Below are 14,849 nucleotides of genomic sequence, written 5' to 3' on the forward strand. Positions count from 1 at the left end.
GCACCACTGGCCCCGATCGGCCTGGTGCGGGCCGTTCAGGGCCGGTTCGGGTGGTGCGCGCGGTTCGGGACCGGGCCGTCGGGGGTACCCGGGCGGGACCCAGGACCAGGCCCCCCGACACGGCGGGACCCCCGGACATCGGTGGAGGGAGCACGGCACGATGAAGGCAGTGACCTGGCAGGGGAAGCGGGACGTACGGGTGGAGACCGTGCCCGACCCGACGATCCAGGAACCGACGGACGCCGTCATCCGCGTCACGTCCTCCGGACTGTGCGGATCCGACCTGCATCTCTACGAGGTGCTCACCCCGTTCATGACCCCGGGCGACATCCTCGGCCACGAACCGATGGGCATCGTCGAGGAGGTCGGCCCCGGCGTGCCCGACCTGAAGGCCGGCGACCGGGTCGTGGTGCCGTTCCAGATCGCCTGCGGCGCCTGCTGGATGTGCCTGAACGCCCTGCCCACGCAGTGCGAGACCACCCAGGTCCACGGCGAGGGCATGGGTGCCGCCCTGTTCGGCTACACCCGCCTGTACGGCGCGGTGCCCGGCGGCCAGGCCGAGTACCTGCGCGTCCCGCAGGCCCAGTTCGGCCCCATCAAGGTCCCGGAGGGTCCGCCCGACGACCGTTTCGTCTACCTCTCCGACGTCCTGCCCACCGCCTGGCAGGCGGTCGCCTACGCCGACATCCCCGAGGGCGGCAGCGTCGCCGTGCTGGGTCTCGGCCCCATCGGCGACATGGCCTGCCGGGTCGCCCAGGTGCGCGGCGCCGGGCGGGTGTTCGGCGTGGACCTGGTCGGCGACCGGCTGCGCCGGGCCCGCGCGCGGGGTGTGGAGACGTACGACCTGCGCAGCTTCGACAGTGAGAAGGAGTTGGTCGCCGCGATCCGCGACGAGACCGACGGCCGCGGCCCCGACGCCGTGATCGACGCCGTCGGCACGGAGGCGCACGGCAGCGCCGCCGCCCGCCTCGTCCAGAACGCCTCCGCCCTGCTGCCGCGCAGGATCGGCGGCCCGCTCGCGGAGCGCTTCAGCATCGACCGGCTCGCCGCCCTGCACACCGCCATCGAGCTGGTGCGCCGCGGCGGCACCCTGTCCCTGGTCGGCGTCTACGGCGGCATGGCCGACCCGCTGCCGATGCTCACCATGTTCGACAAGCAGCTCCAGATCCGGATGGGCCAGGCCAACGTCCGCCGCTGGACCGACGAGATCATCCCGTACCTCACCGAGGAGGACCCCCTCGGTGTCGACGACTTCGCCACCCACCGGATGCCGCTGTCGGAGGCGCCGAAGGCGTACGAGATGTTCCAGCGGAAGCGGGACGGCGCGGTGAAGATCCTCATGACGCCGTGACTCTCGTGACGTCGGGAGTCTTCCCGTGACGCCGTGAGTCTCGCGACGCCTGGAGTCCTGATGACGTCGTGAGTCCTGGTGACGTGGTGAGTCCTCGTGATGACGTCGTGCGTCCTCATGGCCCCTGAGTTCCCGTGCCCCGTGAGTCGCCGTGCGCCGTCAGGCAGGTGCCCTGACGGCACCGTGACGCAGGTGACGGCGTGCCGGCGCCGTGGTGACGTCGTGCGTCAGGTGCCGGCGGGCGGCGTCCGGGGCGGGGTGCCGAGGATCTCCGCGAGGTCGTAGCGCACCGGCTCCTCCAGCTGCGCGTACGTGCAGCTCTCCGGCATCCGGTCCGGGCGCCAGCGGCGGAAGCGGGCGGTGTGCCGGAAGCGCGCCCCGTTCTCCATGTGGTCGTACGCCACCTCCGCCACCCGCTCCGGCCTCAGCGGCACCCAGGAGAGGTCCTTCTTGCCCGACCAGCGGCTCGGCGCGCCGGGCAGCCGGGCCGTCTCGTGGGCGGCCTCGTCCGACCAGGCCGCCCACGGATGGCCCGCGACGTCCTGCACGCGCAGCGGCTCCAGCTCCTCGACCAGTTCCGCCCGGCGCTTCATGGTGAACGCGGCGGACACCCCGACGTGCTGGAGGGCGCCCCGGTCGTCGTACAGGCCCAGCAGCAGCGAGCCGACCACCGGACCGCTCTTGTGCAGGCGGTAGCCGGCCACCACCACGTCGGCCGTGCGCTCGTGCTTGACCTTGAACATGGCGCGCTCGTCCTGGAGGTAGGGCAGCGTCAGCGGCTTGGCGATCACACCGTCCAGACCCGCGCCCTCGTACTCCTCGAACCACCGCCGCGCCACCTCGATCTCAGTGGTCGCCGGGGCCAGGTGCACGGGCGGTGTCACCTCGGCCAGCGCCCTGGCCAGCAGCGCCCGCCGGTCGTTCAGCGGCACGTCGAGCAGCGACTCGTCGGCCAGCGCCAGCAGGTCGAAGGCGACGAACGACGCGGGGGTCCGCTCGGCGAGCGTGCGCACCCGGGAGTCCGCCGGGTGGATGCGCTCGGTCAGCGCGTCGAAGTCCAGCCGCCCCTCCCGCGCGATGACGATCTCCCCGTCCAGCACGCACCGCGCGGGCAGCCGCTCCCTGAGCGCCATCACCAGCTCGGGAAAGTACCTGGTCAACGGTTTCCCGGTACGGCTGCCCAGCTCGACGTCGGTCCCGTCGCGGAACACGATGGCGCGGAACCCGTCCCACTTCGCCTCGTACTGCATGCCCGGCGGGATCACCGTCACCGACTTGGCGAGCATCGGCTTCACGGGCGGCATCACCGGCAGATCCATGGTCCGATTCTGCGCTCGCTCCGTCCGTAATGCGAGGAACGCCCCGGTATGCGAGCGGCGGGAGGTGCGCCTACCGTGGCTCGCATGGGTGACGCGGTGGAACTCGAGGCGGGCGGCCGGACCGTACGGCTGTCCAGCCCGGACAAGGTCTTCTTTCCGGAGCGCGGCTTCACCAAGCTCGACCTCGCCCGGTACTACCAGGCGGTCGCCCCCGGCATCCTGCGTGCCCTGCGCGACCGCCCCACCACCCTCGAGCGCTACCCGGACGGCGTGGGCGGCGAGTCCTTCTTCCAGAAACGGGCCCCGAAGAGCATGCCGGACTGGATCCCGACCGCCCACATCACCTTCCCCAGCGGCCGCAGCGCCGACGAGATGTGCCCCACCGAGGAGGCCGCCGTGCTGTGGGCCGCCCAGTACGGCACCCTCACCTTCCACCCCTGGCCGGTCCGCCGCGCCGACGTCGACCGCCCCGACGAACTCCGCATCGACCTCGACCCCCAGCCCGGCACCGACTACGACGACGCCGTCCGCGCCGCCCACGAACTGCGCGCCGTGCTCGACGAGTTCGGCGGCCTGCGCGGCTGGCCCAAGACCTCCGGCGGTCGTGGCCTGCACGTCTTCGTGCCGATCGAACCGCGCTGGACCTTCACCCAGGTCCGGCGCGCCGCCATCGCCGTCGGCCGGGAGATGGAACGCCGCATGCCGGAGCGGGTGACCATCAAGTGGTGGAAGGAGGAACGCGGGCGCCGTATCTTCCTGGACTACAACCAGACGGCGCGGGACCGCACCATCGCCTCCGCCTACTCCGTACGGCCCCGGCCGCACGCCCCCGTCTCCGCCCCGCTGCGCTGGGAGGAGGTCGGCCAGGCCCACCCCCGCGATTTCGACATCGCGACCATGCCCGCCCGCTACGCCGAACTCGGCGACGTGCACGCCGACATGGACGACCACGCCTACTCCCTGGAAGCGCTGCTGGAACTGGCCACCAAGGACGAACGCGACCACGGACTCGGCGATCTGCCGTACCCGCCCGAGTATCCGAAGATGCCGGGCGAACCCAGGCGGGTACAGCCGAGCCGTGCGCGCAAGGAGCCGCCCGCGGCACCGTGAGCCGCCGCGGCCCCTCGCTCCGTCGCACCTCCCGCGGCCGCTACAGCTCCTTGATCCGGATGTCGCGGTACGACACCACGTCCGTCGTGCCGTGCACCTGGAGCCCGACGTAACCGGAGGCGAACCGCCGCCCGTCCGTGCCCGGGTCGTCCGCGCGCGGCGGGGAGAACGCCAGGCCGCCGATGTTGTCGAACTCGTTGATCAGCACGCCGTTGCGGTACACCGAGTAGTGCTGGCCGACCACGCGGATCTCGTAGTCGTTCCAGGTGCCCTTCTGGGTGACGCCGGCGCCGGCGAGCCCCACCCGGTCGAAGCCGTAGACCGAGCCCGTCTTGTACAGGTCGCCGTCCGGGCGGTCCAGCACCTGCACCTCGTGCCCGTACTTGATGGCGACCCACTCCGGACGCGGCTCCTCGGGATGACCGTGGATCCACGGGAAGCGCACGAAGACACCGGAGTTGGCGTTGCCGGTGCCCGGAGCGTCGTCACGCCACTGGAGCCGGAGGGAGAAGTCGCCGTACTTGCGCTGCGGGAACCACAGCATGCCGAGTCCCGGTCTCGTCGTGCCGGAGGTGATCGATCCGTCGGCGTTCAGGGCGAACGATCCGCCGCCGGCCTGCTCCCACCGCGCGAAGGACTCCGCGCTGCCGTCGAGGATCGTGCGGTAGCCCTCGGTCTGGCCCGGCTTGCCGATGCCGGAGGCGCGGGCCGCCTCGAGGACGGCGTCGTACTCCCGCTCGTCGACGACCCCGTCCCGGAACAGCCGGGCCAGGACCGACTTCACGTGCTTGAGGAAGAGCGCGTGGGACGTCCACTCCCTCTCGTCCTCGATCAGCTCGTTGATTCGGCAGCGGTTGTTCGTCACCCGGTTCGGCACGCCCGTGTCGACCGTGCCGACGATCACCGTCAACCGCTCGTCCCACTCGGGGCAGGCGGGCGCGGGCACCCCGCCACCGGCCACCACCGAGAACATGACGCTGAGCGCCGCGGAGGTGTTGCCCGCCTTGTCGCTCGCCCGGTAGGCCACGGTGTGCGTGCCGACACGGTCGACGACCACGGGGGCGGTGTACGCGATGTACGGTCCACCGTCGAGCGAGTACTCGATGCCGGCCACACCCGAACCTCCGTGGTCCGTCGCGCCGACGGTCACCCGCGCGCTGCCGACGTACGCCCCGGCCGAGTTGCGGGTGCCGTCGACGGTCGCGCCCGTGACCGGGGGAGTGGTGTCCTGCGGGGGCGCCGAGACGACGGTGAAGGTGACGGTCCTCTCGGGGGAGACGTTGCCGGCCTTGTCGACGGCGCGGTAACGGAGGGTGTGGGTGCCGGGCCGGTGGATCATGACGGGGGCCGTGTACGGGATCCAGTCGCCCGCCGGGCCGACCGCGTACTGTATGCGGTCGACGCCGGACCCCGTGTCGGAGGCCGTCACGGTGACGGTGGCCATGTCGACGTACGTCCCGTCGGCGTTCTGCTCACCGCTCACCGTCGCCGACGTCTCCGGCGGTGTGCCGTCGTCCGAGGGCTGGGGAACCACGGTGAACTCGACGCTCTTCTCCGCCGACACATTGCCGGCCTTGTCGAACGCCCGGTAGCGGTACGTGTGGCGGCCGAGCCGGTCGACGACGACCGGTGCGGTGTACGGGATCCAGTCGCCGGTGCCGCCGACCGCGTACTGGATCCTGTCGACCCCGGACCCGCCGTCGTCGTCCGTCGCCGCGATCTCGACGCTCGCCGACCCCACGTACTCACCCTGCGTGTTCTGCGTCCCGTTCACGCGAGCCGAGGTCTGCGGCGGCGTCGTGTCCTCACCGCCGCCCTCGGTCACCACGAGGATGCCCTGCATCTGGCCGTGGCCGGGGATCGTGCAGTGGTAGAAGTAGCGGCCCGGGGTGAGCGTGACCTCCGCGGTGTGGCGGCCGCCCCGGTCGTCGCCCGGGTTGGCGAGGATGTTCAGCTCGACGTCGCCGTTGAACTCGGGATCGGACGTCACGAACGTCAGCGTGTGCGGCATCCCGGTGGTGTTGCCGGTCGCCTCGCTGTTCTCGAAGACGATCGTCGCCGGTCCCGCCACCGCCGTCGTCGGCGCCGAGGTGTACTTCGTGATGTCGTCGCCGGCGGTCCAGGTGAGGACCTGGGCGGCGGCCCGCCCGGACGACGGTTCGGCCTGGCCGGACGCGGGCACCGCCTGCAGCCCCAGCACCGTCAGCAGCGCGGCCAGCAGGGCCGCCAGAATTCCTCGTCGCCGCGTCACCGGGCTCCCCCCACCAGGTGGCCGACGGCGGGCGTGGGCCCGCCGCCCGTGTAGGTGACCCGCCACAGCGCCGACTTGGCGTCGGAGGTGAAGAAGCCGCGGCCGTAGTCGAGGAGGTACAGGGCGCCGTCCGGACCGAACTTCCAGTCCATGAGGTTCTTGATGCCGTCGTTGCCGACCGGCACGATCCGCTTCAGCGACTCCGAGTGGACGGGCAGGCCGCCGTCGCCCTGGGTGGCCGGGTCCATCACGACCGCGTTGCGCGGCTGGTCGGCGTCGTAGAAGTCGCCGACGAACCACTTGCCGTCCCAGTACGCCGGCCACTTGGCGGTGCTCGCGCTCGTGGCGTCGTAGCGGTAGACGGGTCCGTTCATCGCGGCCTGCCCGCCGCCCTTGAGCCACGGCAGCCGGTAGGTGGCCTCCTCCTTCTTGTACGAGGGGACGCCGCTCGCGTCACGCGGGTAGTCGGGGGCGCCGCCCTGGGGCGAGTACCAGATGTTGTTGCCGGTCACCGGCGGCAGGTCGACGAGTCCGTCGTTGTTGGGGGACTCGTTCCTCGGGTGGTCGCAGTCGTACCAGCCCAGCGGCCGCGAGGGGTCCGGCAGGTTGCGGTCCCGGTAGGGCTGCTCGTTGCCCATGCAGTACGGCCACCCCCGGTTTCCCGCCTCGGTGATGACGGCGAACGTGTCGTACTTCGCCGGGCCCCAGGTCGTCGACGGCTCGCTCGCGTCCGGGCCGACCCAGCCCGCGTACAGGATGTCGGTGGTCCGGTCGACGAAGATGCGCGCGGGGTTGCGCACACCCATCACGTAGATCTCGCCGCGCGTCTTGCCGCCGCCCTCGTCGGTCTCCCGGCCCGTGAAGAGGTTCCCCTCCGGCAGCGTGTACGTGCCGTCGGGTTCGGGGTGGATGCGCAGGATCTTGCCGTTGAGGTTGTTGGTGTTCCCGGCGGTGCGGCGCGCGTCGGCGAAGGAGACGCCCTTGTAGTTCGGCTGGGGGTTGTTGCCGGAGTAACCACCGCTGAAGCCGCTGGAGTTGTTGTCACCGGTCGCGATGTACAGGTTGCCCCGGGAGTCCCAGGCCATCCCGCCTCCCGCGTGGCAGCAGCTGTGCACCTGAACCGGCCACTTCAGCAGCACCTTCTCGCTGTCGAGGTCCAGCCTGTTCGTGGCCTGGTCCAGCGTGAAGCGGGAGACGCGCCGCTCGGCCATCCGCGCCTCGCGGTCGACCCGGGCGTGGGGCGTGTAGTGGAGGTAGACCCAGCCGTTCTGCTCGAAGCGCGGGTCGAGTTCGATGCCGAGGAGACCTTCCTCCACCTTGACCAGCTCGTCGCCGCCGCCCTTGTTGCCGAAGACCGTCAGCTCGCCGGCCAGGGTGACCTCGCGGGTCTTCGGGTCGTAGACGTGGATCTGGCCCTTGCCCTTGCCGACGTCCGGGTTGTTCCAGTCGGTGATCACCGGCTGGGAGGAGTCGGCGCCGCCGCGGCCGATGTAGAACACGCGGCCGTCGGGGGCGGTGACCAGGCCGTGCGGTTCGCCGATCTGGTCGTTCCGACCCGGCTGGTTGGGCTGGGTGAGGCGTTCGGCCTTGTAGTTGCCGGTGATGGTGGCCTTGCAGTCGGCCTGCACCAGCCGAGACGTCCACAGCAGCGCGCCGCGCAGATGCGCCCGGAAGTCCGTCTCGTCGTACGACGACACGGTGCCGCCCATCCCCGTGTAGAAGGAGCGGCCGCCGTCGTAGTCGCGGCACCAGCTGATGGGGTGGTCCCAGCCGTTGGCGCCCGCCCCCGGCTGGTACGTCGACTCGCGCACCCGGGCGACGGTGTGCACCGAACCGGACGGATTGCGCACCCAGTTCGGCCACCGGTCGGGGCGCTTCCACTCGACCGGCAGACCCCGGGTGGCCGGATGCAGCCGGTCGCCGACCTCGACGGTGGCCCGCTGCGCGGCCGTCGGGCTCGACGCGGCTGGGCGGGCGCCGATCAGCCCGGTGAACCAGTCCGAGTACGGCTCGGCGCGGGCCGCGTCATGGATACCGACGAAGCCGCCGCCGGCCTCCATGTAGGCCTCCAGGCCCGCCTCCTGTTCCGGATCGAGGACGTCGCCGCCGCCGGTCAGGAAGACGACGGCGTGGTAACCGCCCAGCTCGGCCTCGCTGGTGAAGACGGAGGCGTCGTCGGTGGCCTCGATCTCGAAGCGCTGGTCCACCGGGCCGGACAGGCCGATCCGCTCGATCGCCTCGATCCCGGCGTTGACGACCGGCGACTCCTCACCGGCCGCCGCCGACCCGTGGAAGACCAGCACCCGTACGCCGGGGCCGCCCGGCGGCGACTTCACGGACATCGTTGTCGCGGACGGCTCCGGGGCCGGACGCGCGCTCGCGTCCGGCCCCGACAGCAGTCCGGCGGCGACCGCCCCGGCGGCCACACCGGCCGCCCAGACCCGTCTTCCCGGGCTCCTCGTCCTTCTCGCGCTTCTCCTGCGTGTCGTTCTCGTCGTGCTCCACCCTCGTAAGCGCATGGGCACCTCCTCGGTCACAGCGGCAGCGCCAAGGAAGCTAGACCCCTTTGCACGACCCGCCAATACCTATGACCGCAATGGCACGAACTTTGTCCTGGGTGTGGATGAACGGCGGAACGCCCGGTACCGTCTCACAGGTTCATCACAGGTACGCCTCCGCAAGTTCCTTACCCGGGTGGGGAGTTCCGCATGGACAGACGCAGTTTCAACCGGCGGGTGCTGCTGGGTGGCGCGACGGTGGCGACATCGTTGTCCCTGGCGCCCGCGGCCGTCGGCACCGGCGGACCGGCGCGAACGGCCCCGGCCGGGGGCGTGGTGCGACACCTGAGGCTGTACGCCGAGAAGCTCCCCGACGGGCAGGTGGGCTACGGCTTCGAGAAGGGCAAGGCCTCGATCCCGGGGCCCCTGATCGAACTCACCGAGGGCGACACCGTCCACATCGAGTTCGAGAACACCCTGGACGTGGCGGCGAGCCTGCACGTCCACGGCCTGGACTACGAGATCTCCAGCGACGGGACGAGGCTGAACCACAGCGACGTCGAACCCGGCGGCACCCGCACCTACACCTGGCGCACCCACGCCCCCGGCCGCCGTGCGGACGGCACCTGGCGTGCGGGCAGCGCCGGTTACTGGCACTACCACGACCACGTCGTCGGCACGGAACACGGCACGGGCGGCATCCGCAGGGGCCTCTACGGCCCGGTGATCGTCCGCCGGAAGGGCGACGTCCTGCCCGACGCGACCCACACGATCGTCTTCAACGACATGACGATCAACAACAGGCCGGCCCACTCGGGGCCCGACTTCGAGGCCACGGTCGGTGACCGTGTGGAGTTCGTCATGATCACGCACGGCGAGTACTACCACACCTTTCACCTGCACGGACATCGCTGGGCCGACAACCGCACCGGCATGCTCACCGGCCCCGACGACCCCAGCCAGGTCATCGACAACAAGATCGTCGGCCCGGCCGACTCCTTCGGCTTCCAGGTGGTCGCCGGGGAGGGGGTGGGCGCCGGCGCGTGGATGTACCACTGCCATGTGCAGAGCCACTCCGACATGGGGATGGTGGGGCTGTTCCTGGTGAAGAAGCCGGACGGCACGATCCCGGGGTACGAGCCGCACGGGTCGCACGAGTCGCCCGGGGCCGGTGAGACCTCCCGGACCCCCAAGGACCCCGCGTCGCACGAGCACTGAGGGATCATGGGCGGGTGACCCTCGTCCTGACGCGCGGCGACCTGGAGACCGTGCTGGAACCCGAAGCCTGCCTCGCCGCCCTGCGCGAGGGATTCCGCCGCGCGGACGGAGTGTCCGTGCCCGGGCAACGGGTCCGCACCGACCTGCCGTTCCCCGGTACGGCGACGGCGCTGATCCCTGGGCTGCTGCCCGGCATCGAGGCGTACACCGTCAAGGTCAACGCCAAGTTCCCCGGCGCCCGGCCCGCCCTGCGCGGGGTGGTCTGCCTGCACGGCGGACGGGACGGCGAACTCCTCGCCCTCCTCGACTCCGCGACGGTCACCGCCTGGCGGACCGGCCTCGCGGCGGCCCTCGGCACCCACGTCCTGGCTGGAGCGTCGGACGGACCGGTCGGGGTGATCGGCGCCGGCGCCCAGGCGGAGCTGGTGCTGTGCGGGCTGACCGTCCTGCGGGGGCGGCGCGACCTCGTCGTCCACGACACGGACGCCGGCCGGGCCGCCGCGTTCGCCGCCCGGCACGGCGGACGGACCGTCGGCTCGGCCGCGGAGGTGGCCGCGGCGGCCCACGTCGTCCTGCTGGCGACCTGGTCGCGGGCACCGCTGCTGTCCCTGGCGGACACCCGGGACGGCCAGCACCTCACCGGTCTCGGCGCCGACGAGCCCGGCAAGCAGGAACTCGCCCGCGACCTGCTGGAGACCGCGTTCCTCGTCGTCGACGACCGCGAACTCGCCGCCGCATCAGGCGCCCTGGCCGCCGCCGGCCTTCCCGCCGGGTCCGCCGACGCCACCCTCGGCGAGATCCTGCGCGGCGACCACCCCGGGCGCACGGACCCCGCCGCCCGCTCCGTGTACGCCCCCGTCGGTCTGCCCTGGCAGGATCTGGCGCTCGCCTGGCTCGCGTACGAGCGGGCCGGACGGGAGGGCGTGGGACGGCGGATCGACCTGCTGGCCTGAGCCCGGCAGGTCGTCAGCCGATGTCGTACACGGCCCAGTCGGTGAAGGGCTCCTCCTGGACGTAGAGGCGGGGGCCGCGGCTGACGACCCGGCTCCGGCCCGGTTCACCGCCGTCGGGGCGCAGCAGCCGGTCCTCGGTCACGGCTTCGACGGTGCCGTCCCCGAGGCGGCAGTCGACGAGGCGACAGCGCTCCTCGGCGTACCCGCCGAAGAACACGACCCGGTCGCCGTGCACGGCGAGGCCCCTGGCGCCCGGCACCGGCGTACCGCGCACCAGCGGCGGCCGGCCGTCGCGGACCTCGATGAGGGGGAACGCGGTGTACGGATACACCCAGGTCGCTCCGCGACCGACGTTGAGGGCGTAGCAGTCGACCAGCCGGCCGGCGTCGGGCAGCGGTTCGTAGGTCCACACGGGCGCGCCGGTACCGCTCCAGCACCGGACACCGGGAAAACCGAGCGGGTCGTCGCCGCACGTGCCTTCGTCGAAGTAGCCGACCCACAACCTGCCCGCGGCGTCGGCCAGCAGGTGCTCGATCCCGTCCCCCACGGCGAAGCCCCACGACGGGCGCCCCAGCGTGTCGAAGACCTGTACCTGTTCGTCGTCGCCCGGGCGCCGGCGCGCGTCGGCCACCACGAAGCCCCCGTCCGGCAGGGCGTCGAGCAGGGGGTACCGCGCGTGCAGGGAGTTCAGCTCCGTCTCGTACGGGCGGCCGTCGTCGACGGTCACGACCAGCGCGTCGTACAGGTCGCCCGGCCCGCGGGCGGTGCGGAGCAGCCAGTGGGCGCGCCCGAAGGCGTCGACGGTGCTGTGCAGGACGGTTCGGTCCCGGTACGCGCGGGGCAGCCGGGCGTACGGGGTGAGGAGGTCAGCGGCCACGGGCCTTTCTCGTCGTCATGCTGTGATCCTTGCCGGGGGACACCACCGCGCGCAAGCCGGTTCCGGGTGAGGAGAGCGCTCTCACCTCCGCCTGACCTCCGTCTCGTCGCGCGGTTATCCTGACCCCCACCCGTCCCGGAGGAGCCCCGCAGTGAGCAGGACAGCGCCACGTCCCACGTTGGAGGCCGTGGCCGCGCGGGCCGGGGTCTCCCGGGCCACCGTCTCGCGGGTCGTCAACGGTGGGGACGGCGTCAGGGAGCCGCTCGTCGAGCGGGTCCGGCAGGCCGTGGAAGAGCTCGGCTACGTCCCCAACCAGGCGGCCCGCAGCCTGGTGACGAAACGGCACGACGCCGTCGCCGTCGTCATCGCCGAACCGGAGACCCGCGTCTTCGCCGACCCCTTCTTCGCCCTCCAGCTCCGGGGCATCAGCAAGGAGCTGACGGCGCACGACAACCAGCTCGTGCTGCTGCTGACCGAGGGCCGCGACGACCACGCCAGGGTCGCCCGCTACCTCGCCGGCGGCCATGTCGACGGCGCCCTCGTCTTCTCGCTGCACCTCGACGACCCGCTGCCCGGCCTGATCCAGGGCGCCGGGGTGCCGACGGTGTTCGGTGGCCGCCCCGGCTGGAGCGACGGCACGCGCGACGTCGTGTACGTCGACAGCGACAACCGCGGCGGCGCCCGTGAGGCCGTCCGCCACCTGGTCGGCCTCGGCCGCCGCCGCGTCGCGCACATCACCGGCCCTCTCGACCAGACCTCCGCGGCGGACCGGCTCCAGGGGTTCCGCGACGTGATGGGCGACGCCGATCCGCGGCTGGTCGTGGAGAGCGACTTCACCCCCGGCGGCGGCGAGCGGGCCATGCGGCAACTCCTCGACCGCTGCCCCGACGTCGACGCCGTCTTCGCCGCCAACGACCTCACCGCCTCGGGCGCCCTGCGCGTCCTGCGCGAATGGGGACGCCGTGTGCCCGAGGACGTCGCCGTGGTCGGCTTCGACGACATGCTGCCCGTCGCCGAACAGACCGACCCGCCGCTGACGACGGTCCGTCAGAACATCGAGGAGATGGGCCGGATCATGGCCCGCCTCCTGCTGCGCGGCCTCGACCGCCGCACACCGCACGGCGCACCGGACGGCCCACCGCACGGCGCACCGGAAGACGAGCCCGACGGCTCACCGTCCGGTGTGGTCCTGCCGACCACACTGGTGCGCCGCGCCTCGGCCTGACCGGCAGCCCCCCGACCGGCCGCGCCCGCCGGGTGCTCCCCCGGAAGGCATCGCTCCGGGCCGCCGCCTCACGCCTGCTGCGGCGCGCTCCGGATCACCGCGAAGCGTGCCCCGTCCGGGTCGGCGAGACGGGCGATCCGGCCGACGCCCTCGACGTCCGTGGCGGCCAGCCGTACCGTGCCGCCCCGTTCCTCCGCCTGAGCGACCACCGCGTCCACGTCCGTGACCTCGAAATACGGCAGCCAGTACGTCCCCGAGTCCGGCTCCGCGGGAGCGTCGGCCAGCGGGACCACCCCGCCGAACACGGCGTCCTCGCCGGCGCCCGCCGGGTTGACGCAGGTGTAGCTGCCGCCCGGGAAGGAGACGGCCGACGTCTCCAGACCCAGGGCGGCCCGGTAGAAGGCGGCGGCCGCGGCTTCGTCCGGTGTGTAGAGCTCGACCCAGCACAGCGAGCCCGGCTCGCCCGCCACGTCCACACCCTCGGTCCGCCCGGGCTGCCAGAGGCCGAACGGTGCCCCCGCCGGATCGGCGAGGAGCGCCATCGTGCCCTCGCCCATCACGTCCATGGGCGGGAACAGCACTCTGCCGTGCGCCTGCTCGGCCGCCTTGCACGTGGCCTCCGCGTCCGGCGATCTGAAGTACACCGTCCACGACGGCGGGCCCTGCTCCGGCGTGGTCTGCATGCCGCCCGCCGCGGTCCGCGCGTCCAGCCGGAAGAAGCCGTAGCCGCCGGCGCCGGGCCCCGCCGACTCGAACCGCCACCCGAACAGGGCGCCGTAGAAGGTGGAGGCGCGGTCGATGTCGGTGGCGCCGACGTCGATCCAGTTCGGAGCGCCGTTGACGAAACGGGTGGTGAGCATCTTCGCCCTCCTCGTCGGAGTCCCGCCTGTGCACTGCCGAGTCTGGCACCGCCCTCTGACAATCGCTGCCGGAGCGTGGCGGTGGGCGTGGCGGAGGGTACGGCAGGGGGTACGGCAGGGGGTGTGGCGGAGGATGCGGCAGGGGGTGTGGTGGAGCGTGTGACCGTGGGATGGGCGGCCGGTGTGACCGGTGGGCGCGGCGGGGTGATCTCCTCGGCCCCTCCCGCTGGTCCCGCTGTTGCTGTCGTTCCCGCTGTTCCGCCGTTCCTGTCCCGTCGTTCCGACTGTTCCCGCCGTTCCTGCCGCTCCCGCGCGCCGCCGTGCGCCACGGTCCTCGGCGGGGGCACCATCGAGGCGGCCGGAGGCCTGCGGCCGCCGCGTATATCCGGCGTTGATCGAACGTTTTTCGCGGCGCGGCAAGCTCCTCGCCATGTACACCGACACGATTCCCACGCCCGACCTGGGCTGGCAGCGGGAGGCGCTGTGCGCGCAGACCGGGGCGGACTTCTTCTTCCCCGAGCCGGGCAGCTCGGTGCGGGAGGCCAAGCGCATCTGCGGCATGTGCGAGATGCGCTCCGCCTGCCTCGAGTACGCCCTGGACAACGACGAGCGGTTCGGCGTGTGGGGCGGCCTGTCCGAGAAGGAACGGTCGCAGCTCCGGCGTTCGTCGAGCTGAGCCCGCAAATCCGTGCGACCGCATCGCGGGGGTGCGGTTAGGATCCGGGGGCGCGTCCGGACGTAGCGCAGAGGCAGGCGCATCGCCTTGCTCAGGCGAATGACGCCGGTTCGAATCCGGCCGTCCGGATGCGTCTGCGGTCCCGTAGAGCAGAGGCAGACTCGCCGCCTTCTCAGGGCGGATACGCCGGTTCGAATCCGGTCGGGACCACGGCACGGCGAGCAAGGGGCGGGCAGGGCGGGGCGGGTACGGATGGGCGAGCACATCACCGGGACGAGCACGGGAGCGAGCGTCGGGCCGGTCGGCGACGTGGCCGCGAAGCCGACGCCGACCCACGAGCCGGTCACGGACGCGCTCACCGAGCGGACCGCCTTGCCGACCGCCGCGCCGGCCGGGCCGATCGCCGCGCCGCCGCACGAGCCGACCGCCGTACCGCCCCACGAGCCGGCCGGGCCGACGACCGAGCCGGCCGAGCCGGATCGGCCGGGGATCGCGGCCGGGACCGCGACGC

General features: G+C 72.4%; 11 protein-coding genes and 2 tRNA genes. 8 read left to right on the top strand and 5 right to left on the bottom strand.

From position 1 onward, the window contains the following. Positions 1-160 precede the first annotated feature (160 nt). Positions 161-1,351: a zinc-dependent alcohol dehydrogenase gene (locus tag ACIBBD_RS10450; RefSeq protein ID WP_399418919.1), complete on the top strand. Its 1,191-nt coding sequence runs from the start codon at positions 161-163 to the stop codon at positions 1,349-1,351. Positions 1,352-1,578: 227 nt separating this feature from the next. Here ACIBBD_RS10450 and ACIBBD_RS10455 read toward each other — a convergent pair whose 3' ends face one another. Further along, entirely contained in the window at positions 1,579-2,670 is a 1,092-nt protein-coding gene (locus ACIBBD_RS10455; RefSeq protein ID WP_399418920.1) for an ATP-dependent DNA ligase, read from the bottom strand. Between the two features lie 84 nt (positions 2,671-2,754). On the opposite strand from ACIBBD_RS10455, the gene ligD reads away from it, so the two are divergent. Beyond that, positions 2,755-3,780 (top strand): non-homologous end-joining DNA ligase, encoded by a 1,026-nt coding sequence (gene ligD / locus ACIBBD_RS10460; RefSeq protein WP_399418921.1) that lies wholly within the window; start codon positions 2,755-2,757, stop codon positions 3,778-3,780. 40 nt (positions 3,781-3,820) lie between these two features. Here the strand turns inward: ligD and ACIBBD_RS10465 are convergent, their stop codons facing one another. Further along, complete coding sequence (locus tag ACIBBD_RS10465; RefSeq protein ID WP_399418922.1) at positions 3,821-6,031, bottom strand: OmpL47-type beta-barrel domain-containing protein; 2,211 nt, start codon at positions 6,029-6,031, stop codon at positions 3,821-3,823. Continuing rightward, entirely contained in the window at positions 6,028-8,457 is a 2,430-nt protein-coding gene (locus ACIBBD_RS10470) for a ThuA domain-containing protein (protein ID WP_399418923.1), read from the bottom strand. Before ACIBBD_RS10470 ends, ACIBBD_RS10465 begins: the two co-directional genes overlap by 4 nt. A 282-nt stretch (positions 8,458-8,739) precedes the next feature. Between ACIBBD_RS10470 and ACIBBD_RS10475 the strand changes: the two genes are divergently transcribed. Further along, complete coding sequence (locus tag ACIBBD_RS10475; protein ID WP_399418924.1) at positions 8,740-9,747, top strand: multicopper oxidase domain-containing protein; 1,008 nt, start codon at positions 8,740-8,742, stop codon at positions 9,745-9,747. 14 nt (positions 9,748-9,761) lie between these two features. Beyond that, positions 9,762-10,700 carry an ornithine cyclodeaminase family protein gene (locus tag ACIBBD_RS10480; protein WP_399418925.1) on the top strand — a complete coding sequence of 313 codons (939 nt, stop codon included), beginning with the start codon at positions 9,762-9,764 and terminating at the stop codon, positions 10,698-10,700. 13 nt (positions 10,701-10,713) lie between these two features. Here ACIBBD_RS10480 and ACIBBD_RS10485 read toward each other — a convergent pair whose 3' ends face one another. Continuing rightward, complete coding sequence (locus ACIBBD_RS10485; RefSeq protein ID WP_399418926.1) at positions 10,714-11,577, bottom strand: hypothetical protein; 864 nt, start codon at positions 11,575-11,577, stop codon at positions 10,714-10,716. Between the two features lie 151 nt (positions 11,578-11,728). On the opposite strand from ACIBBD_RS10485, the gene ACIBBD_RS10490 reads away from it, so the two are divergent. Further along, positions 11,729-12,802: a LacI family DNA-binding transcriptional regulator gene (locus tag ACIBBD_RS10490; RefSeq protein WP_399418927.1), complete on the top strand. Its 1,074-nt coding sequence runs from the start codon at positions 11,729-11,731 to the stop codon at positions 12,800-12,802. A gap of 68 nt (positions 12,803-12,870) precedes the next feature. On the opposite strand, the gene ACIBBD_RS10495 is transcribed toward ACIBBD_RS10490, so the two are convergent. Beyond that, complete coding sequence (locus tag ACIBBD_RS10495) at positions 12,871-13,662, bottom strand: VOC family protein (RefSeq protein WP_399418928.1); 792 nt, start codon at positions 13,660-13,662, stop codon at positions 12,871-12,873. 430 nt (positions 13,663-14,092) lie between these two features. Between ACIBBD_RS10495 and ACIBBD_RS10500 the strand changes: the two genes are divergently transcribed. The 3 genes from ACIBBD_RS10500 (at position 14,093) to ACIBBD_RS10510 (ending at position 14,548) form a co-directional block, all read left to right on the top strand. Then, on the top strand, positions 14,093-14,338 hold the full coding sequence (locus ACIBBD_RS10500) for a WhiB family transcriptional regulator (RefSeq protein WP_399418929.1): 246 nt from the start codon (positions 14,093-14,095) through the stop codon (positions 14,336-14,338). 56 nt (positions 14,339-14,394) lie between these two features. Then, a tRNA-Ser gene (locus ACIBBD_RS10505) sits at positions 14,395-14,467 on the top strand. A gap of 9 nt (positions 14,468-14,476) precedes the next feature. Then, a tRNA-Glu gene (locus ACIBBD_RS10510) sits at positions 14,477-14,548 on the top strand. The last annotated feature ends 301 nt before the right edge of the window (positions 14,549-14,849 follow it).

The sequence above is a fragment of the Streptomyces sp. NPDC051315 genome, from assembly GCF_044455165.1.
In the GTDB taxonomy this organism is placed as follows: Bacteria; Actinomycetota; Actinomycetes; order Streptomycetales; family Streptomycetaceae; genus Streptomyces.